This is a genomic window from Geothrix terrae, assembly GCF_022808775.1.
GTDB classification, from domain to species: Bacteria; Acidobacteriota; Holophagae; order Holophagales; family Holophagaceae; genus Geothrix; species Geothrix terrae.
Window position 1 is genome coordinate 341267 of the sequence record NZ_JAKZLA010000003.1, and the last position, 19220, is coordinate 360486.

The following is a 19220-nucleotide window of genomic DNA, read 5'->3' on the forward strand; positions in this document are numbered from 1 at the left end:
GCTCCGGATCCATCATCGCGCAGCCGGCGTCTCCAGGCGGCTGTTCCGCGAGCCGAAGAAGAAGTAGATCACCAGCCCGATGCCCAGCCAGCCGAAGAAGCGGTACCAGGTGATGGCCGGCAGGCCCTTGGCGATCCAGAAGCAGCCCAGGATGCCCAGGGGCGCCACGACCCAGGCGAAGGGCATGACGAACTTCCGGGGGGCCTCGGGCCGGCGCTTCCGCAGGATGAGCACGGCGGCGCAGACGATGACGAAGGCGAAGAGGGTGCCGATGTTGGCCAGCTCCACCACCTCGTCGATGTTGAGCAGGGCCGCGGGGATGGCCACCAGGAAGCCGGTGAGCACCGTGGCCGTGGAGGGGGTCTTGTACCGGGGATGGACCTTCCCGAACCAGGACCCCAGCAGGCCGTCGCGGCTCATGCTCAGGAAGATGCGGGGCTGGCCCACCTGGTAGACGAGGAGGGCGGCGGTGGTGGCGATGACGGCCCCGAAGCTGATGACGGCGGCGATGCCGGCCATCTTGTGCTGGGTGAAGATGTAGGCCAGGGGATCGGCGATGCCGCCCAGCTTCGTGTAGTGCAGCATGCCCGTCACCACCAGGGCCACGGCGGCGTAGATGACGGTGCAGATGACCAGGGAGCCCAGGATGCCCCGGGGCAGGTCGCGGCCCGGGTCGCGGCATTCCTCGGCCGTGGTGCTCACGGCGTCGAAGCCGATGAAGGCGAAGAAGATGATGGCCGCGCCCGCCTGGATGCCCCGCCACCCGTGGGGCACGAAGGGATGCCAGTTGCCCGGGCTGATGAACTTGATGCCGAGCCCCACCACCGCCAGCAGGATGATCACCTTGACCACCACCATGACGCCGTTCACCCGCGCGCTCTCCTTGATGCCGATGTAGCAGAGCCAGGTGATCAGGGCGGTGATGATCACGGCGAGGAGGTTGATGGTGATGGGGAAGCCCCCCAGGCTGGGTGCGGCCTTCACCACCTCCCAGTTGGCGAAGGTGGCGCCGCCGCTGATGAGTCCCGCCTTGGCCTGGGCCAGGGCGTGGAGCTTGGCGCCGAGGTCCATGGCCGGCACGCCCTCGGCCAGCTTGAGGGCGCTGCGGGGGTCCATGCCCAGCCAGCCGGGGATGTCCACGTGGAGCACCGTGGACAGGAAGCTCCGCGCGTAGTCGCCCCAGGAGATGGCCACGGCCACGTTGGAGATGGCGTACTCCAGCAGCAGGTCCCAGCCGATGATCCAGGCCATCAGCTCGCCCAGCGTGGCGTAGGCATAGGTGTAGGCGCTGCCCGACACGGGGATCATGGAGGCCATCTCGGCGTAGGCCAGGGCGGTGAAGCCGCAGATGACCGCCACGATGAGGATGCTGAGGACCAGGCCGGGCCCGGCCGGGAGCCGCCCGTCGACCATGTTCCCGGCCGCGGCGGTGCCGATGCTGGAGAAGATGCCCGCGCCGATGATGGCGCCGATGCCGAACATGGTCAGGTCGAAGGCCCCCAGGTTCTTCTTGAGCTGGTGCTCCGGCTCATCGGCGCTGGCGCGGAGCTGCTCCAGGGTTTTCGTGCGAAGGACACGTTCCAGCATGGGGGGCCTTGTGGGGAGAGAGGATCATGCTAGCAGGCGGATATCCGGTCGCATGGCGAGGTAGGCTGGAGGCCATGCAACTGTGGAGCGACCGCCGCCTTCGCCTCTCCCTCACGGGGCTGGGCGCGCAGTGCCTGCTGGCCCTGCTGGCCGTGGGCGCCTTCTCCGTGAACACGGGGAACAACCTGCTCTACCTGGTGTTCTCCCTGATGCTGGGCCTCTTCCTGGTCTCCGGGGTCCTGAGCCGCCGCGCCCTTCAGGGCCTCCGGATCGTCAGCCTTGAGGAGGGCAACCTCTTCGCCCGCGTCCGGGGCGGCCTCCGGCTCCGCCTCCAGGACCGGGGCCGAGAGCATGGTCGGGGCCGGATCCGGGGCCTGGAGCTCCACCTCACCCTGGAGGATGGCCAGGTGGAGCCGGGCTTTCTGGGCCGGACCACCTCCGGCGGCGAGACCCTGGTGGTCCTCCAGGCCCGCGCCGGCCACCGGGGCTGGACGAAGGCGCACCGGCTGGAGCTCCGCACCCGCTTCCCCTTCGGTCTGGTGGAGAAGGCCCGCTTCATCGACCTGGACCAGGACCTGCTCATCCTGCCCCACCCCCGCACCCCGCCGGCCCCTCCCGCGGGATGGCGGGGTGAGGGCCATCGCACGGTGACCCAGGAGGGAACCAGCAGCCCGGAGGGGGCGCGCCCCTGGCGGGCGGGGGATCCCCCGGGCCGGGTCCACTGGAAGCGCACGGCCCAGCGGAGCCAGCTCTGGGTGCGCACCTTCCACGAGGAGCGCCCCCAGGGCCTGCACCTGCGGCTCGACCTCGCCGCCTGGGCCCCGGGCCGACCCTTCGAGCGGGAGCTGGAGCGGCTCTCCGGCGCGGTGCTCCAGGCCCGCCTCCAGAAGCGGGAGGTCAGCCTGGAGCTCCAGGGCGCCCTGGAGACCCGGGAAGTGCGGGGGCACGCCCCCTGCTGGCGCGCCCTGGCCCTCGCCCAGGCCGAGGGTTCCGGAGACCCGCCGGCCCCTGAGAACCTCCGCTAATCTGAACGTGACGGAGGCGCCGGTGTTCGACGATCCCCAATCCCCATCCTGGACGCCCCTGCTGGAGGCGGCCTGGAAGGCCCGGGCGAATGCCCACGCCGCCTATTCCCATTTCCAGGTCGGGGCGGCGCTGCTGACCGCCTCGGGCGACATCGTGGCCGGATGCAATGTGGAAAATGCCGCCTACCCCGTCACCCTCTGCGCCGAGCGGGGGGCCCTCAGCGCCGCCGTGGCCGCCGGCCTGCGTCCGGGAGGCCTGGTGGCCGCCGTGGTGGTGACGGACGTGGATCTGCTGACGCCACCCTGCGGCGCCTGCCGGCAGGCGCTGGCCGAGTTTGCCGAGCGCCTGCCGGTCCTCCTGGCCAATCGCCGGGACCGCGAGCTCCATCGCCTGGAGGATCTGCTGCCCCACAGCTTCACGGGGCGCAATCTCGCCTAGACCACAGGATCTATCCAAGTGGGCCCCCGCCGCCTACACTTTCCGAACCGTCAGGCATCTTGAGGAAGTGAATGGCCATTGATCGCGTCAAAGTCAAGAAGGAAGCCGACAAGCTCTTGACGGCGGGGAAAGTCGATCGGGCCATCGAGGAGTTCCACAAGCTCGTCGAGGACAATCCCAAGGACTACGCCACCCTGAACCAGATCGGCGACCTCTACGTGCAGATCGGGCGGTCCCGGGAGGGCGTGGAGATCCACAAGCGGCTCGGCGGGGCCTACGAGCGGGACGGCTTCCATGCCCGCGCCGCCGCCATTTTCCAGAAGGTGGTGCGCAACGCGCCGGAGGACATCGACGCGGCCCAGCGCCTGGCGGACCTCTATCGGCAGATGAACAAGGTCACCGACGCGGTGAAGGTCCACCTGCAGGTGGCCGAGCACTTCCAGAAGAAGGGTCTCATCAAGCGGGCCCTGGAGGAGTTCAACAAGGTCGTCGACCTGGACCCCAAGAACCTGAAGATGAAGGTCAAGCTGGCGGACCTCTACAACAAGGAGGGCATGAAGGACCGCGCGGCGGGCATCTACCTCGAAGTGGCCGAGTCCCTGGCCATGGAGCAGATGCACGGGGAGGCCAACCAGATCCTCGAGCGCGCCAAGTCGATGATCTCCACGCCCCACGTCTTCCTCACCCAGAGCCGGCTGGGGGTGATCCAGGGCGACTACGCCCTCGCCGCCCAGCACCTGCGGGAGGGCCTAGCCAGCAACCCGCGTGACACGGAGCTGCTGGAGGCCCTGGCCGAGATCGAACTCCGCAGCGGCCACCCCGACCGCGCCCTGGAGGCCCTGACGGAGGTCGCCCAGCTCCCGGAGAAGTCCCTTCCGCTGGCCGAGAAGGCCCTCCGCAACCTGGTGAATGCCGATCGCGGGAACGAAGGCCTCCGGCTGTTCGCACCCATCGCCCGCGAGCTGGCCCGCCGGGGTTCCGGCGACATCGTGGGCCGCAGCCTCCGGGGGGCCATGCAGAGCGCCATGAGCCTCGAGGCCTGGGTCCTGCTCGCCGAGATCGCCCACCAGAGCGGCAACCGGACCGACCAGGTGCATGCCCTGCAGAACGCGTACAGCCTGGCCCACCAGACCAATGACCAGACGCAGATCGGGCAGCTCGCCAACCAGCTGCGCGGGCTGGGCGCGGTTCCCGATGCCTCGGCGCCGCCGCCGAGCCCGCTCCAGCCCGGTTCCCCCGCGGGCTTCCAGGCCCCGGCGATCATGGAGACCACCCTTCAAGGCGGTGGGGACACGGAGCTGGATCCCGTCCGGCGCTTGCGGATCGAACAATTCTCCCGGGAGGCCGAGGCCCTGCTGCGCGGCGGCAGCCACGACCGCGCCGTGGAAAGCTACAAGAAGGCCCTGGAACTCGACCCCTCGGACCTCGCGATCATCGAGGCCATCGTCGCCGTGCACCGGACCACGGGGCACCTCACCAAGGTGCAGATGCAGTACGTGCAGAGCGCCCAGGCCCTCAACCAGCTCGGCAGGAAGCGGGAAGCCGCCCAGCTGCTGGACATGGCCGAGCAGCTCTTCCCGGGATCGACCCGCATCCACCGCCGGACCCTGGGCCTTCCCGAGCCCGGCGCCCGCCTGCCCGAACCTCCGGCCCCCCCGCCGATTCCCGTGCCGGCCCCGCCCCCGCCACGGCCGGCCATCCCCCTCGCCGCGCCCGCTCCTGTCCCCGCTCCCAGCCCTCTGCCCGAGCCCCTGCCCGAGCCTTCAATCTCCCTGGAACAGCCCATCGAGCTGGAGCTCCCCGACCTCGCCCCGGCGCCCCCGGCCAAGAAGCCGCTTCCCCCTTCACGGGAGCCCATCCCCCTGGGCGAAGGCCTGCCCGTGCGGCCGGAGCCCATCGTCCCGGCCGCAGCCCTGCCTTCGGCGGCGGTCTCGCCCGCGGCGCTCGACGCCTCCGACCTGAGCTGGATGGACGAGACACTGTCCGACCTGAGCGCCGGATCGAATCCCCTCTCCGCCCCCACGCTGCAGCTCCCCCCTATGCCCACCGGCGTCCTCTCGCCGGAGGTCGTCGAAGCCCTGCCACCGCTCTCGGCCGCCGAACCCTGGGCGCCCCCGGTGGAGCCGGCCCTCCCGGATGAGCTGGTCAGCCTCCTGGGCGACATCGACTTCCAGCTGGACTACGGGAGCCCGGAGGAAGCGGAACTCGAGATCCAGGCCGCCCTCAAGCAGTTCCCGGGACACCCCGAACTGGAAACCCGCATGGAGCGGGCCTCCATCGCCCTCCAGAAGCTGGGCCACGCCCCCAAGGCCAATGCCCTGGAGGAAGGCGACTTCGCCAATTCCTTCTTCGACCTCACGGACGTGCTGGGCACCGCCCTCCTGGACACGGGCGAAGGCGAGGAGATGCACGACGCCACCCATGTGGTGGAGAAGATCCAGAGCGTCGACGAGCTGTTCAGCGCCTTCCGGGAGGGCGTGGAGAAGCAGGTCAAGGGCGACGACTACGACACCCACTACAACCTGGGCATCGCCTACAAGGAGATGATGCTCATCGATCCCGCCATCGAAGAGTTCAAGATCGCCATGGGCGACCCCGAGCGGACCCTCGAGTGCTGCTCCATGCTCAGCATCTGCGAGCAGAGCCGGGGCGATCTCCAGGCCGCCGTGGACTGGCTCCGGCAGGGCGTCGAGGCCCCAGGCTTCCCGCCCGAGGACAGCATCGGCCTCCGCTACGATCTGGCCGAGATCTACCTCCAGCAGGGCCAGGCCGCCCTGGCCGCCGCCGAGTTCAAGGCCGTCCACGCCATGGACCCCGACTACCGGGACGTGGCCGCGCGCTTGGCCTGACGTTCTCCGGGGGTCCTCGCCCAGCGAAGCCGGGCGAGGGCTTTCATCCTGCTCGCCCACCCGCTTTCCCTCGGACCTGGCGTGAGCTAGCTCAGTGCCCGGCTGCCGCTGGCGCCCCAGGGCTGGAGGGCCTGGAGGGCGGGTTGGACGGGCTTGCCGGGACGCTGGAGTTGCGTGAGCTCCAGGGCACCTTCGGGGGTGGTGAGCCAGGCGCCCTCCTTGCCCCAGAGGAGCTGGCCCGGGTCGCGGTAGCAGGTCCGCAGGGCCCCCACGCCGCAGACCTTGAGGGGCTGGCCCTCCAGCTGCAGCTCGGACCCCGGCCAGGGCCAGAGGGCCCGCACCTGGCGGTGGAGCTCCGCCGCCGGGCGGTGCCAGTCGAGGTGGCCCATGTCCTTGCGGAGCTTCGACGCGTAGGTGGCCTCCTCGTGGTGCTGCTCCGCCGGCCGGCCGCAGCCACAGAGCAGCAGGGGCAGCTGATCCATGAGCAGCTCGGCCGCGTCCTGCGCCAGGGCCGCCAGCAGGCTCTCGGCCGTGTCCCCGTGGCCGATGGCACGCCGTGACTGGGCCAGAATGGGCCCTTCATCCAGCCCCAGGGTGAGGCGCATGAGGCTGACGCCCGTTTCCTCGTCTCCCGCCAGGAGGGCGTGGTTCACGGGTGCCGCGCCCCGCCAGCGGGGCAGCAGGGAGAAGTGCAGGTTCCAGACGCCGTTGGGGCAGGAATCCAGCATCCAGCCGGGCAGCAGGTGCCCGTAGGCCACCACCACGGCCAGGTCGATCTTCAGGGAGTCCCACAGCTCGCGGGTCTCCGGCGCCTTCCAGGTCGGGGGCTGGTGGACGGGCAGGCCCAGCTCCAGGGCCGCCCCCTTCACCGGCGGGGCTTCCAGGTGACGCCCCCGGCCCGCGGGCCGGTCGGGATTGCAGAACACCGCCTCGATCCCCTCCTCGGCCAGGGCCCGCAGGGCGGGGACGGCCGCGCGGGGAGTGCCGAGGAACGCGATGCGTGTCATCCCCGCGCCTGTTTCTGGTACTTGCGTTGAATGACCTGGCGCTTGACGGGCCCGAAGTACTCCACGAAGAGCCGGCCGCGCAGGTGGTCGATCTCGTGGCAGAAGGCCCGGGCCAGCAGATCTTCGCCCTCCAGTTCATGCCAGCTGCCGTCCTTGGCCCGGTTGCGGATGGCCACCTTCTGGGGGCGCTCGAGCACTTCCCGGATGCCGGGAATGGACAAGCAGCCCTCCGGCCCCACCTGGCTGCCCTCGGTCCGGACGATCTCAGGGTTGATGAGGACGAGCTTCTGGGCCGGATCCTCCCCGCAGGAGCAGTCGATCACGGCCAGGTTGAGGTTCACGCCGACCTGAGGTGCCGCCAGACCCACGCCCTCCTCGTCCAGGGCCGTCTCGAACATGTCGGCCACGAGCTGCTCCAGCTCGGGGGTCCATGCCCCCACATCCTCACTGTTCTTCTTCAATCGGGGATCGCCCCAGGTCAGTACGGGCAGGACGGCCATGCATTCGCTCCAGCATTCCAGTGTAATCCATTGCCGTTCCCGAGGTAATCTGGGAGGTCCGTGCTCCGGAGCCCCGCATGCTGCGTTCCTTCCGCCAGGTCTTCAAATCCAACCGCACGCCCATGGCCGCGATCATGATCGTGGTCCTGCTGGGCCTGGTGGCGTATCTGGCCCCCTCCGGGCGGGTGGATACGCCGGATACCGTCGTGGCGAGGGTCTACGGCCGCGACGTGCTGCTGCGCGACCTGGCCGAGCACATGCAGGAGCTCTACCAGCGCTATGGCAAGCAGGCCAGCCCCGAGGCCCTCAAGCCCTTCGTCCAGTCCCAGGCCCTGAAGGACCTCATTAACCAGAAGCTCATGGAGGAACTGGCGGAACGGCACCACGTGGTGGTGACAGACGAAGAGGTGGGCGCCCGCCTCCGGGCCTTCCTGAAGCAGTACCCCGTCCTCCTGGATGCCAACGGCAACCTGAAGTCCACCGCGGAACTGAAGCAGATCTTCCAGGACACCGGCTTCAACCCGGCCATCCAGGAGCGGAACCTGCGCAGCGAGCTGCTGCGCACCAAGCTCATCCAGCAGGCGGCCTTCCAGGTACCCGTGGACGAAGCCTGGCTGGCGGTGGAGAACCGGCTGCGCAACGAGAAGGTGGCCTTCCAACAGGCCACCCTGGCCGTGGATCCGGCCGCCGTGGCCGATCCCGGCGACGCCCCTCTGGAGGCGTTCTACAAGGCCGGCGGCCAGCGCTTCCTCCAGCCCCCTCGCCGCGTGATCCAGTACGTGGCCGTGGATCGCGCCGCCCTGGGCAAGGACCTCCAGGTGGACGACGCCACCCTCAAGGCCGCCTTCGAAGCCCGGAAGAGCGACTTCATCGAGTTCAAGGCGCGCCACATCCTCTTCAAGGCCGAGGGCGACACCCAGTTCCAGGAGGCCACGGCCAAGGCCGAGCTGCTGCGGGGACGCCTCGTGAAGGGACAGGACTTCGCCAAGGCCGCCGAGGAGCTCAGTGAGGATCCCAGCGCCAAGGGCAACGGCGGCGACCTGGGCTGGTTCAACGCCTCGAAGATGGTCAAGCCCTTCTCGGATGCCGCCGCGGCCCTCAAGCCCGGCGAGATCAGTCAGCCCGTGCGGACCGTCTACGGCGTCCACCTCATCAAGCTGGAAGGCCGCCGGGAGAAGCGGTTCGAGGAGGTCAAGGACCAGCTGGCCCGCGAGATCTCGGAGGACCGCTTCAACTCCCGCGCCCAGGAGCGCCTGGAGCAGATCCGCAAGCGCGCCAACGGGGGCGACCTCGGTGCCGCGGCCAAGAGCTTCGCCAGCCAGGCCCAGCTCAGCCAGCCCTTCAGCAATGAGCCCGGCGCCCAGTCCGAAGGCCTTCCGGAACTGTCCCAGATGGCCGGCGAGGCCTTCCGCCTGAAGGTGGGCGAGGTCTCCAAGCCCATGCGGTTCGCCGATCGCCACATCCTCTTCCGCGTGCAGGAGGAGCTGCCCGAGGCCGTGCCGCCCTTCAAGGAGATCCGCACCAAGGTGCTGGCCGCCTACCGCTTGGAGGAATCCCGCAAGCAGGCCCTGGCCAAAGCCGAGCAGGCCATGAAGACCGGCGGCCTCCAGGCCGTGGGTCCCGTCTCCGACCAGGCCGCGGCCCCTCTCAGCGGCCTCCGCGACCTGGTGTCCCACCCCGGCATCCGCAAAGCTCTGCTGGACACCCCCATCGGACAGACCACGCCCCTGCTCTGGGCACCGGACGGCAAGCTGTGGGCCGCCCGCATCGTCTCCCGGGAGCCCGCCCCGGCCCTCGGCTTCGAAGGGCGCCGGAGCCTCATCCAGGAGGTCCAGACCTCCGAGGCCCAGAAGCTCCTCTCCGCCGAGCTCCAGTCCCTGGACCAGGAAGGCCGCCTGCGCCCCGGCCTCAGCAGCTTCTGGGGCCATTTCGGCGGCATCTACGTGAACGCCAGCGCTGTGCAGGTGCCGGTCGAAGACTAGGCCCCCCTCAGGACTTCGCTTTCTTCGAAGGGTCCCCCTTGCCGGAGCCATTCAGGGCGACCGCCTGGCGGACGAGCGCCTTGAAGGCGGACGCGTCCACCGCTTCGCCTTCGCGGATGTCGATCGCGCGCCGCGCGTTCCCGTCGAGACTCGAGTTGAAGAGACGGGCCGGATCCTTCAGAGATGCGCCCTTGAGGAAGGTGAGCTTCACGGCGTTCTTGTAGGATTCGCCTGTGCAGATGATGCCGTCGTGCGACCAAACGGGAGTGCCCATCCACTTCCATTCCTCGACGACGTCCGGGTCTGCTTCCTTGATGAGCTCGCGCATTCGGCGGAGGGTCTCCCCGCGCCAGTCCCCGAGTTCGGCGATTCTTCCCGAGATGAGCTCCGAGGCTGACTGGCCCTGGTCTGCGTCCGACTTTTTCATGATCCCACCCTAGATATTCCGTGGATCCGACTCACGCCGACCGGCGGAGGGGAAGGAGGTGGCGGAGACGGGCGTCCCGCACGTACAGGCCGCCCCAGGCGAACAGGCCCGCGGCCAACGGAATCGCTGCGCGTGCCGGGTCCGCGATCCGCAGATGCGCGGCCACCGCGCCGCCGAGATAGCCGGTCATCAGGATGGCGGCGAGGATGGACGTTCGCGGGACGAGGTAGAGCACCACCAGGACGCATTCCGCGATGACGATGCGGACGATGGCTGATTCGGGATAGCCATAGGCCGTGACGATTTCAGCCACGGCGTTGGTGTGGTGGGTGGCCCGGACCCAGGCGCTGCTCAGCAGGATCGCGACCGGGATGAAGGAGAGGACCCGGCCGGTCCAGAGCCTCCAGCGAGGGATGGGAACGGGGCGGGCGGTTTCAGTGGGCATCGGGCACCTCTGGGTTGGGGGGGCTGCGAGTTTCGTTCGAGAAGCCGGAATCACTTCCCCACCCGCTGTTACGAGGGACGGCTTCTGCAGGGGCGATTCCAGGGGGTGCGACGCATGGAAACCCATGCTGGGCGGTGAGGACAGGCTGCTAGCGCGAGGCGGGGACGCCGCTCACGACAGGTCCCCCACCACACGTTCGAGGCCCGCGAGGAACTTTTGCCAGCCGACCTGGGCGCCCTGATAGGCCTGCTGCTGATCCGCCCGGAAGCCCGACTGCTCCATGCGCAGGTGGGTCCCGGCGCCCGCGGGGGTGAGCGTCCACGTGACGACGCTCTTGAGGCCATGGGCCTCCCACGTGTAGGACAGCGCCTGGTTCGGCTCGACCGCCAGGACCTGGCACTCGACCACGCCCCAGTTGGCGCGCAGATCGAACCGGTGGCCCACGATGGGCTTGAAGTCGTTCTCCATCAGCCAGGCTTCGATGAGCGGGCCCTGGGTGAGCGCCCGCCAGACTTTCTCGAGGGCATGCGGCAGCTCCCTTTCCACGATCAGCGTCCTGGTGTCGCTGGGGTGCGTCATGGGTCCATCCTCTTCAAGAGGGCTTCCAACCGGTCGAACCGGTGATGCCAGAAGGTTGAATAGAAGCTGATCCAGTCGATCAGCGGTGCCAACGCCTTGGGTTCGGCCCGGTAATACGTCTCCCGCCCGTCCCGCCGGCCCCGCACCAGGCCGACATGCTTGAGCGCGCCGAGGTGCTTCGAAATGGCGGGCTGGGAGACCCCGGACGGATCGGTCAGCGCATGCACCGTCATTTCGCCCTCCCGGCTCAAGCGCTCGAAAAGGGCGCGCCGGGTCGGATCAGCCAACATTTTCAGGACGGCTGTCGGTTCGGCGTGCATGGGGAGTCCTCGTCCAGGCACGGGTGGCCGGCAGGGACAAACCATAGCCAAATGGTTATTGATCGTCAAGAGGCCATCCTGGGGCGCCTCGCGGCCCGCACCCGGAGTTGAAGGCGGACCTAATCTTCCGCGACTGGAACCTGGAGCATCGCCATCCGGAGGGTCCGCAGGGACGGGGGTTCCGGGTCGGGCCATGCTTCGCGGATCGGCCCGTTCCAAAGCGCTTCACCGGCGCGCAGCAGCAGCAGGTGATCGCAGAGGCTCCGCGCGGCGGCCAGGTCGTGGCTGGCGAACAGCAGGGCCAGGCCTTCGGCCTTCAGGCCCAGCAACACCTCCAGCAGGTGGCCCGCCAGGGTCGCATCCAGGGCTGAAAAAGGCTCGTCCAGCACCAGCAGGGCCGGTTCCAGCATGAGTGCCCGCCCCAGGCAGAGCCGCTGGGCCAGCCCTCCGGACCAGGCCCCGGGCCGCTGATCCAGGGCCGCCTCCGGGAACCTCACGCGCGCGGCCATGCGGGCCGCGGCCTCCTGCCGCGCCGTGTCCGTGCCACGCTTCCAGATCTCCAGGGGCTCCTGAAGGATCTCCCAGCCCGTGCGGTGTGGCGGCAGGCTGGCCAGGGGATCCTGGAAAACCGCCTGGATCCTCGGCCGGCGCGGGCGGCGCTCCCGTTCCGGCAGGGGCGACCAGGGCTCGCCTTCCAGAGAGATGCGACCCTCGGTCGGTTCGAGCAGACCCAGCACCAGGTTCAGGAGGGTGCTCTTCCCCGCCCCGCTCTCGCCCATCACACCCAAGGCCTCGCCCGGGGCCACGGTGAAGGTCACGCCCCGCAAGTCCCAGCGCCCCTCTCGGCGAAGGCCGAGACCTTCCACCGAGAGCGGGGGGGTGGTGGTCAGCGGATCACCTCGACCCCGAGGTAGGGCCGCAGGGCCTCGGGCACCACGATGCTGCCGTCCGGCTGCTGGTAGTTCTCCAGAATGGCCACCCAGGTGCGGCCCACGGCAAGGCCGCTGCCGTTGAGGGTGTGGGCGAAGGCGGGCTTGCCCTCCTTCCCCTTCATCCGGATGTTCGCGCGACGGGCCTGGAAGTCCCCGAACCAGCTGCAGGAGCTGATCTCCCGGTAGGTGTCCTGCGAAGGCAGCCACACCTCCAGGTCGTAGGTCTTCTGGCTGCTGAAGCCCATGTCGCCTGTGCAGAGCAGCACCCGGCGGTAGGGCAGGCCCAGGGCCTCCAGGATGGCCTCCGCGTTCCCCGTGAGCCGTTCCAGCTCGGCCTCGGCCTCATCGGCGGCGGCGAAGGTGACCAGCTCCACCTTGTGGAACTGGTGCTGGCGGATGATGCCCTTGGTGTCCTTGCCGTAGCTGCCCGCCTCGCTGCGGAAGCAGGGCGTGAAGGCGCAGTGGCGCAGGGGCAGCGCGTCCGCCGGCAGGATCTCGTCGCGGTAGAGGTTCGTGACGGGGACTTCCGCCGTGGGGATGAGGTAGAGCGCGGCGCCGTCGCCGCGGGAGGTCTTGAAAAGATCCTGCTCGAACTTGGGCAGCTGGCCCGTGCCGTACATGCTGTCGGCGTTCACCAGGTAGGGCGGGATCACCTCGGTGTAGCCCGCCGCCGTCTGGCGGTCGAGCATGAAGGCGATGAGGGCCCGTTCCAGCTTGGCGCCCAGGCCCTTCAACACGGCGAAGCGCGCGCCGCTCAGCTTGGCGGCGCGGTCCAGGTCGAGGATGCCCAGGGCCGTGCCCAGCTCCACGTGGTCCTTCGGCGCGTCGATCTTCGGGACCTTCCCCCAGCGCTTGATCTCGACATTCGCATGCTCGTCACACCCCGAGGGCACGCTGGTGTGGGGCGGGTTGGGGATGCCGGCCAGGAAGTCCCGGAAGGCCGCTTCGATCTCGCGCTCGGCGGCTTCCAGCGCCTTCAGCCGGTCGCCCACCTCCCGCTGCTGGGCGATGAGGTGGTCCGCGTTCTCCTTGGCCCGCTTGAGACGCCCCACCTCCTCGCTCACGCGGTTGCGCTCCGCCTTGAGGGCCTCCGCCTCCTGGAGCGCCGCCCGGCGCCGCTGGTCCAGCTCCTGGTAGCGCGCCCGGTCCAGCGTGTAGCCCCGCTCGGACAGGCGGGTCGCCACGGCGTCGAGGTCGTTGCGCAGGAGGTTGGCGTCGATCATGTCGGTTTCCCAATGACCTATCAGTTTACCTGGCTCCAAAACGTGCTACGGACGCGTTTTGGAGCTCATCAACGGCAGAAGCTCAATCCTGTGACCTCCCGACCAGGCGGGTCGCGGAACAGGCTGCGGGGTAGCCTGTGGAGCGGGGCCCCCACAGGGAGGGAATCACTCGACGCTCAGTCCTGCGACCACGCCCCCTCCGGCATGGGCTCCCCGGCCCAGGCCACCCCGAACGCCTCCCGCACGGCCTCGATGCCGCCACCGGTGCCCAGGACCAGGCCCATCTTGGCCAGGGCGGCCCACCGGGTGTGCAGGCCGCCGGAGATGGCGCCCATCGCCTCGATCTGCCGCCCCAGCTCGTAGGCCGAGAGGTCCACGCCGCCGTAGGGGCACTGGGAGATCACCACCACGGGCAGCCGCCGCAGCCGCGCGTCCTCGAGCATGGCCCGGAGATCCGCCCGGCCCATGGGCAGGTTGCCCGCGCCGAAGGCCTGGATCAGGACGGCCCTGGCGCCCGCGGGGGCCAGGCTCCAGGCCATGCCCGGGTGGGGCGTCAGGGTGTGGATGGCCAGATCCAGCCGCTCTCCCACGCCCTCTGGCACCTGCCGGACGAACTGGCCCACGTCGGGATGGAGGCGGATTTCCGCTCCGATCTCCGCCAGGGGGGGCAGGTTCGGGCTCTGGAAGGCCTCGAACTGGTGGACGCTCAGCTTGTCCGCGGCCACCCCGCGGATCCAGTGGGTGCCGAAGCAGATCCCCACCTCGGGGATCCCGCGGCAGGCCAGGTCCACCGCATTGACGAGGTTGCTGCGGGCGTCGCTGCGCACGAAGGCGAGGGGGCGCTGGCTGCCGGTGATGACCACGGGCTTGCCCAGGTCCGCCAGCAGGAAGCCCAGACAGGAGGCCGTGAACGCCATCGTGTCCGTGCCGTGGATGATCACGAACCCGTCGACCTCCTGGGCCGCGGCCCGCACGCGCGAAGCCAGCGCGAGGATGTGCTCCGGCTCCAGGCAGGAGGAATCCTGGTTGAACGGGACCTCCACGGAGAGCTTCGCCATCTGGCCCAGCTCCGGCACCTGCTCCAGCAGGTGGTCCAGGAAGCGCCCCGGCGCCAGCGAGGCCGGTTCCCCGCTGGGCATCATGCCCAGGGTGCCACCCGTGTGGAGGAGGAGGATCGTCCGCATGCTTCCACCCTAATCGAAACGGACCGGACTTCTCCATCGGGTGGGCCGCCCACGGCGGGTCCTGGCCGGACGGTTGGCCGCCCTGGGTCCCGGATGGTTAACTGGACTGGGCCTATCGCCACCTCATGCGCCGCATTCCACGCTACCTCCAGCTGATCGCTGGCCGCTACCTCCGGCGGCTGCTGAGGGGGCGTCTGTCCGGCCGGCAGCTGCAGACGGCCGTGGAGACGGCCATCGCCACCCTGCCCATCCAGGAGAAGCTCCTGGTGCGCGAGGGGGCCCTGCGTTCCGAGACCCTGAACCGCCAGCTGGCCTGGGCCATGGCCTTCGTGGCCGGGGCGGTGAACGCCGGCGGCTTCCTGGCGGTGAGCCACTACACCTCGCACGTGACCGGCGTGGTCTCCTCCATGGCTGACGAACTGGCCGACGGGGACCTGGCCACCGCCCTGGCCGCCCTCGCCATGATGCTGAGCTTCCTGGCGGGGGCTTTCGTCTGCACCACCCTGATCAGCTTCGGCCAGCGCCGGCGCATGCGCAGCCGCTACGCGCTGACCCTGGTGTTCGAGGCCATCCTGATGATGGTCTTCGGGCTCATGGGCAACCGCCTCCAGCAGGAGATCCGCTTCACCCTGCCCAGCACCGTCATGCTGCTCTGCTTCATCATGGGCATGCACAACACCGTCACCTCCATCATCTCCGGCGCCGCCGTGCGCACCACTCACCTCACGGGCACGGTCACGGACATTGGCATCGAACTGAGCCGCCTGACCTACGTGAATGTCCACCACCGGCACGGCCGGGAGCGCATCGTCGCCAACCGCCAGAAGCTCACGCTGCTCCTGCTGATCCTGATCTCCTTCATCGTCGGCGGCGTATCGGGGGCCCTCGGGTTCCGGCACATCGGCTTCAAGGTCACAGTGCCCCTGGCCCTGTTCCTGTGCTTCCTCGCGGCCCGCCCCCTGCTGCTGGAGATGCGCCTCCTGCTGCACCGCCTCCGCCGGCAGTGGGATCCGGATCACACCTCGCCGTGACCCCCGGAACTGTAACCTCCGGCCCTCTGCCCCCGCCTGGCTGCCGGCCGCAGGCTACAACGCGGGTTGCCATGAGGCTTACAGCGCGACCACAGCCGCCTTCAGCTCGTCGAAGCCCTGGTCGCAGGTGCAGCTGATCACCACGGCGCACTGGCCCGGCTGGCTTGGCGGCAGCTGGACCTCCCCATCGAAGTGGCCATCGCTGCCCGTGCGCCCGGTCAGGAGGCTGATGGCCTTCTTGAGGCTGGACACCAGCTTCACCGAGACCTCGGCATCGGCCACGGGGCTCTGGCTCTGGCTGAGGCGGGCCCGCAGGCGCACCCGGAAGGGGGCTCCGAAGGCCGGCTTCAGGGGCTGGTCCAGCACCAGCTCCAGCGTGTCCACATCGCCCTCCAGCTGGAGGAACTCGAGGATGGCCTGGTCCAGAGGCCGGTCGTTAAAGGCCTGCTTCTCCAGCAGATCCGGCGGCGTCTGGTCGTACTTGCCGTTCTTGATGTCCCGGATCACCGCCCGGTGCTGCTCATCCATGCGCTCCTGAACGGCGACATCGGACACGGGCGGGGCCGAGATCAGGTCCTCATAGGAAGACCGGTAGTTGTCCAGGATCTCGCCGCCCACGTAGATGAGGGTCTCGATCTTGGGGTTCGACATGCCCTTGTCTTCGGTCTGCACGTGGTAGACGCGGTTCCCATGGCGGACATCGGTGTTGTAGCCGGTGATCATGGGAGGAACCCGGAAGACGGAGGGGCAGGGCGGATCATGAACCTACCTCTGCAATCTTCCAGCCAGTTCCGGCATGACTTCCCAGGCGATCTCGCGGATCACCTGATCGCCCATGCGGGCCACCAGGGCCTTCACCAGGGCATCCATCAGCGCAGGATCGGCCAGGAGCGCCTGGACCTGGGCAGGCGTGAGGGCCGCCTGCCCGGGTGCGGCAGGCGCCTGCCCAGGCGCGGCAGCTGCCACCTCCACCGGGGCGGCCATGGCTGGCGGGACAGGCGCAGCGGAAGGAACCACCGGCGGAATTCCGGCGATCGGGAACGCTGGAGGGGGAGGCTCCAAGACCGGGGCCGCCGGGGGTTCCGGCGCGGCCTGGTGAGTGGACGGATGGGTGGGCTGGTGGGCCTCCTGCGACCGCTCCAGCAGACCGGCGGCCCCGGCCGCCAGGCCGGCGAAGGCGACGCCCGCCACGGGAAGAATGGGAGGGCGCTCGGCCGCGGCGGGCGGCTCGGGCAGAGGCGGCAGGTCGAGGGTGCCCAAGTCGTCGAGGGTCTCGAGGCCCGTGAAGGCGGGCAGGCTTTCCTCCACCAGGGCCTCCGCCGGGGTGGGCGCGGGGGCGGGCTCGAGCGCCGGCGCAGGCATCGGGGGAAGCGCCGAAGGAGCCGGCAGGGGTTCGGCCACCGCGGGGAGGGCGACAGGCAGAGGAGGAAGCGACTCGGTGGCCAGGCCGTGAAGGCTGTCCAGGTCCAGCTCTTCCAGGTCGAGGTGGACTTGGGCCACGGCCGGAGGCTCGGGGACCAAGGTGGAAGTCGGGGCGGGAACCTGTGCGGGAACCGGGGCGGGAATCGGCTCAGGAGCGGACGGGGGGGCCATCTCGGCCACCACATCCTCGGGCCAGAGGTCCTCGGCCGTCAGGACCAGCAGGTCGTCCTCGGCCGTGTCGGCGAGGGCGATCTGCGGAGGCACGGCGTCGGTGCCAAGGGCAGGAAGGTCGATATCCAGGGCCGGAAGGGCCTCCAGCGCCGGGGGCGGAGGGTTCGGCGGAAAGACCGGTCGGGCGAATTCGGCCGTCTTCGCAGGCTCCGGCGTCAGGGGAGCCACAGCGGCAACAGGTGCGGCGGCGGCAGGCGCGGCTGAGGCGACCGGGGTCGCCAGCAGGGCCTTCACGCGATCCGCCAACTCGCGGAGCTCGATGGGCTTCTTCAGGAAGCCCTGGACGGGGGCCTGGGCCAGCCTGGCCGGATCCACGGGGTCCAGCACGCCGGCCATCATGGCGATGGGAAGGCGGGCGGTGGCCTCCATCTCCCTCAGGCGGGCCAGCAGGGCCCACCCGTCCATGCCGGGCATGGCGGTATCCACCAGGGCCACGTCGAACCGTTCGCCCCGGACGATCCGGTCCAGGGCCTCGGCGGCGGAGTCGACACAGACCACTTCCACATCCGTGGGAGCCAGCAGGGATTCGGCGATGCGGTGGATGCTGGGATTGTCGTCCACGAGGAGGAGGCGGGGCATCTGGTTACCTCGGGAGGCCGGGAGGAAGAAAGAGTGGCTGGGCACAACGCTACCAGAAATCTGCACTTCCAACGCAAGCGAATGGGCCGGAGGCGTGTCTGGAATCTGACGCTAGCGCAACAGCTTCTTCAAGACCCGTACCCGTTCCACTTCCACCAGGCGGACCAGCAGGACGCGATCTCCCACCCAGATCCAGGCGACGCCCAGGGGTTCGCGCAGGGCGACCTCGGGGCCCCCGGGCAGCCAGCCTTTGACGGAGACGCGCAGGTTCAAGGCGGCGCGCCAATCCGGACGGAAGGCCTCGCTCAGCGCCTGGCGCTGGCGCTCCGGCGGCAGGGCGCTCTCGTTCCACCGCTGGTCCCAGGCATCGAAGGCCCCGTTGTCCCGCCAGGCCCAGGCCGCGTCCCAGGCGGGCCAGGGCAGCGCCCCCTCGGGCACCGGGGACCAGTCCACCCCGGTCACCGGGCTGGTGCGGCGGGCCATCCCCTCGTCGGCGAGAGGCGAGGTCAAGGCCATGCGCTGGGGCGGATGGGCCGTGAGCAGCCCCGGCCCCGCGGCGGCGCGGCGCCACCGGCCCTCCTTCAGAACCCAGGCGACCCACCCCTGGACGCCTCCGTACCAGAGGCGGTCCGCCCGCGGAAACCAGAGCCGATCCCCCGCGTGCCAAGGCAGCTCGATGCGGGCACCGGGCAGGTCCCGGCCATCGTCCGACAGGGCCTCCGGCTTCGTGGCCAGGCCCCGGGGCGGAGCGGGGAGATCCGCTTCATCCCAGCCGGCGAGGGTGGCTTCCCCCAGATCCGTCTCCAGGGGCAGGACCCCGACCAGCAGGCGGGATTCCGCCCTGGGATCGGCTTTCTCGAAGAAGCCCAGCAGCACCGCCCTCCCGTCCCAGCTGAACCGGCTCCACGGCCCGGACTCCGTGGACCAGATCACCCGGCCCTCGGGCACCTCCAGCAACCGGGTCTCGTAGCGGCCGTCCCCCATCTGGAGGGTGACCAGCAGGCGGTTGCCCTTGGCCGGATCCAGCCGGGCGGAGGAAAGGGGGGCATCGAACCGGTACCGGCGCCATTCCAGCCCGCGCCAGAGGACGACCTCGCTCCGCCCCTGGGGGCCGTTCAGGGCCAGGCCCTGGTCGCCCAGGTAGGGCGAGGCCGGCTCCCAGGGCGTGCCGAAGCCGCCTTCGAAGGGCCAGGGCTCGGATTGGTCCGGATCCAGGGCCCCCTGGAAGCGCGGCGCCCAGCCCTCCTCCAACCTCAGCTCGGCGAGGGTCTCGCTGCCGCCGAGGCTCATCACCGCGGGGGCGTCCACCGCGCCCACCCCGCCCGAGGTCACCGGACGCGGCGCCTGCACCACCGCGAAGAGCAGCAGCATGGCGGCGATGAAGAGGGTGGCGATGATGTACCGTTGTGGGATCACGATGGGACCGCAGGGACAGCACCATCATGCCTGATCGGAGGC

At 69.8% G+C, this 19220-nt stretch carries 18 protein-coding genes; 5 read left to right on the plus strand and 13 right to left on the minus strand.

What is annotated here, in order from left to right; genetic code table 11:
• Positions 1-12: 12 nt before the first annotated feature.
• Positions 13-1587: an amino acid permease gene (locus MLE42_RS07550; RefSeq protein WP_243287271.1), complete on the minus strand. Its 1575-nt coding sequence runs from the start codon at positions 1585-1587 to the stop codon at positions 13-15.
• Positions 1588-1661: 74 nt separating this feature from the next.
• Here MLE42_RS07550 and MLE42_RS16085 point away from each other — a divergent pair, with 74 nt between their 5' ends.
• From MLE42_RS16085 to MLE42_RS16090, 3 genes are all read left to right on the plus strand, one after another.
• On the plus strand, positions 1662-2612 hold the full coding sequence (locus tag MLE42_RS16085) for a DUF58 domain-containing protein (protein ID WP_275975771.1): 951 nt from the start codon (positions 1662-1664) through the stop codon (positions 2610-2612).
• Positions 2613-2634: 22 nt separating this feature from the next.
• Positions 2635-3051: a cytidine deaminase gene (locus MLE42_RS07560; RefSeq protein WP_243287272.1), complete on the plus strand. Its 417-nt coding sequence runs from the start codon at positions 2635-2637 to the stop codon at positions 3049-3051.
• Positions 3052-3122: 71 nt separating this feature from the next.
• Positions 3123-5900 (plus strand): tetratricopeptide repeat protein, encoded by a 2778-nt coding sequence (locus MLE42_RS16090; protein WP_275975772.1) that lies wholly within the window; start codon positions 3123-3125, stop codon positions 5898-5900.
• An 86-nt stretch (positions 5901-5986) separates the two neighbouring features.
• Here MLE42_RS16090 and fmt read toward each other — a convergent pair whose 3' ends face one another.
• Positions 5987-6907 carry a methionyl-tRNA formyltransferase gene (gene fmt / locus MLE42_RS07580; protein WP_243287274.1) on the minus strand — a complete coding sequence of 307 codons (921 nt, stop codon included), beginning with the start codon at positions 6905-6907 and terminating at the stop codon, positions 5987-5989.
• Positions 6904-7407 carry a peptide deformylase gene (def, locus tag MLE42_RS07585; RefSeq protein ID WP_243287275.1) on the minus strand — a complete coding sequence of 168 codons (504 nt, stop codon included), beginning with the start codon at positions 7405-7407 and terminating at the stop codon, positions 6904-6906. Before def ends, fmt begins: the two co-directional genes overlap by 4 nt.
• 77 nt (positions 7408-7484) lie before the next feature.
• Here def and MLE42_RS07590 point away from each other — a divergent pair, with 77 nt between their 5' ends.
• Positions 7485-9389: a peptidylprolyl isomerase gene (locus tag MLE42_RS07590; RefSeq protein WP_243287276.1), complete on the plus strand. Its 1905-nt coding sequence runs from the start codon at positions 7485-7487 to the stop codon at positions 9387-9389.
• A gap of 7 nt (positions 9390-9396) precedes the next feature.
• Here the strand turns inward: MLE42_RS07590 and MLE42_RS07595 are convergent, their stop codons facing one another.
• From MLE42_RS07595 to MLE42_RS07625, 7 genes are all read right to left on the minus strand, one after another.
• On the minus strand, positions 9397-9816 hold the full coding sequence (locus MLE42_RS07595) for a DUF1801 domain-containing protein (protein ID WP_275975773.1): 420 nt from the start codon (positions 9814-9816) through the stop codon (positions 9397-9399).
• A gap of 31 nt (positions 9817-9847) precedes the next feature.
• Positions 9848-10261 (minus strand): DoxX family protein, encoded by a 414-nt coding sequence (locus tag MLE42_RS07600; protein WP_243287278.1) that lies wholly within the window; start codon positions 10259-10261, stop codon positions 9848-9850.
• A gap of 171 nt (positions 10262-10432) precedes the next feature.
• Positions 10433-10840 (minus strand): SRPBCC family protein, encoded by a 408-nt coding sequence (locus tag MLE42_RS07605; RefSeq protein WP_243287279.1) that lies wholly within the window; start codon positions 10838-10840, stop codon positions 10433-10435.
• Positions 10837-11160 (minus strand): ArsR/SmtB family transcription factor, encoded by a 324-nt coding sequence (locus MLE42_RS07610; protein WP_243287280.1) that lies wholly within the window; start codon positions 11158-11160, stop codon positions 10837-10839. Before MLE42_RS07610 ends, MLE42_RS07605 begins: the two co-directional genes overlap by 4 nt.
• A gap of 119 nt (positions 11161-11279) precedes the next feature.
• The gene (locus tag MLE42_RS07615; RefSeq protein WP_243287485.1) at positions 11280-11978 is read right to left on the minus strand and encodes an ATP-binding cassette domain-containing protein; all 699 of its coding nucleotides are present in this window, start codon (positions 11976-11978) and stop codon (positions 11280-11282) included.
• A 68-nt stretch (positions 11979-12046) separates the two neighbouring features.
• The gene (serS, locus tag MLE42_RS07620) at positions 12047-13315 is read right to left on the minus strand and encodes a serine--tRNA ligase (RefSeq protein WP_243287281.1); all 1269 of its coding nucleotides are present in this window, start codon (positions 13313-13315) and stop codon (positions 12047-12049) included.
• A gap of 176 nt (positions 13316-13491) precedes the next feature.
• Positions 13492-14499: an asparaginase gene (locus MLE42_RS07625; RefSeq protein ID WP_243287282.1), complete on the minus strand. Its 1008-nt coding sequence runs from the start codon at positions 14497-14499 to the stop codon at positions 13492-13494.
• 125 nt (positions 14500-14624) lie between these two features.
• Here MLE42_RS07625 and MLE42_RS07630 point away from each other — a divergent pair, with 125 nt between their 5' ends.
• Positions 14625-15530, plus strand: coding sequence for a YoaK family protein (locus tag MLE42_RS07630; protein ID WP_243287283.1), 906 nt, complete (start codon positions 14625-14627; stop codon positions 15528-15530).
• Positions 15531-15608: 78 nt separating this feature from the next.
• On the opposite strand, the gene MLE42_RS07635 is transcribed toward MLE42_RS07630, so the two are convergent.
• The 3 genes from MLE42_RS07635 to MLE42_RS07645 form a co-directional block, all read right to left on the minus strand.
• On the minus strand, positions 15609-16253 hold the full coding sequence (locus MLE42_RS07635; protein ID WP_243287284.1) for a hypothetical protein: 645 nt from the start codon (positions 16251-16253) through the stop codon (positions 15609-15611).
• A gap of 42 nt (positions 16254-16295) precedes the next feature.
• The gene (locus MLE42_RS07640; RefSeq protein WP_243287285.1) at positions 16296-17762 is read right to left on the minus strand and encodes a response regulator; all 1467 of its coding nucleotides are present in this window, start codon (positions 17760-17762) and stop codon (positions 16296-16298) included.
• A gap of 111 nt (positions 17763-17873) precedes the next feature.
• Entirely contained in the window at positions 17874-19178 is a 1305-nt protein-coding gene (locus tag MLE42_RS07645; protein ID WP_243287286.1) for a hypothetical protein, read from the minus strand.
• Positions 19179-19220: the final 42 nt, after the last annotated feature.

Excerpts from the sequence above, each read along its gene's own strand:
- MLE42_RS07600 (WP_243287278.1), bottom strand. The coding sequence starts at position 10,261 with ATGCCCACTGAAACCGCCCGCCCCGTTCCCATCCCTCGCTGGAGGCTC.
- MLE42_RS07550 (WP_243287271.1), bottom strand. The coding sequence starts at position 1,587 with ATGCTGGAACGTGTCCTTCGCACGAAAACCCTGGAGCAGCTCCGCGCC.
- def (WP_243287275.1), bottom strand. The coding sequence starts at position 7,407 with ATGGCCGTCCTGCCCGTACTGACCTGGGGCGATCCCCGATTGAAGAAG.
- serS (WP_243287281.1), bottom strand. The coding sequence starts at position 13,315 with ATGATCGACGCCAACCTCCTGCGCAACGACCTCGACGCCGTGGCGACC.
- MLE42_RS07595 (WP_275975773.1), bottom strand. The coding sequence starts at position 9,816 with ATGAAAAAGTCGGACGCAGACCAGGGCCAGTCAGCCTCGGAGCTCATC.
- MLE42_RS07640 (WP_243287285.1), bottom strand. The coding sequence starts at position 17,762 with ATGCCCCGCCTCCTCCTCGTGGACGACAATCCCAGCATCCACCGCATC.
- MLE42_RS07590 (WP_243287276.1), top strand. The coding sequence starts at position 7,485 with ATGCTGCGTTCCTTCCGCCAGGTCTTCAAATCCAACCGCACGCCCATG.
- MLE42_RS16085 (WP_275975771.1), top strand. The coding sequence starts at position 1,662 with ATGCAACTGTGGAGCGACCGCCGCCTTCGCCTCTCCCTCACGGGGCTG.
- MLE42_RS07630 (WP_243287283.1), top strand. The coding sequence starts at position 14,625 with ATGCGCCGCATTCCACGCTACCTCCAGCTGATCGCTGGCCGCTACCTC.
- MLE42_RS07605 (WP_243287279.1), bottom strand. The coding sequence starts at position 10,840 with ATGACGCACCCCAGCGACACCAGGACGCTGATCGTGGAAAGGGAGCTG.
- fmt (WP_243287274.1), bottom strand. The coding sequence starts at position 6,907 with ATGACACGCATCGCGTTCCTCGGCACTCCCCGCGCGGCCGTCCCCGCC.
- MLE42_RS07635 (WP_243287284.1), bottom strand. The coding sequence starts at position 16,253 with ATGATCACCGGCTACAACACCGATGTCCGCCATGGGAACCGCGTCTAC.
- MLE42_RS16090 (WP_275975772.1), top strand. The coding sequence starts at position 3,123 with ATGGCCATTGATCGCGTCAAAGTCAAGAAGGAAGCCGACAAGCTCTTG.
- MLE42_RS07610 (WP_243287280.1), bottom strand. The coding sequence starts at position 11,160 with ATGCACGCCGAACCGACAGCCGTCCTGAAAATGTTGGCTGATCCGACC.
- MLE42_RS07625 (WP_243287282.1), bottom strand. The coding sequence starts at position 14,499 with ATGCGGACGATCCTCCTCCTCCACACGGGTGGCACCCTGGGCATGATG.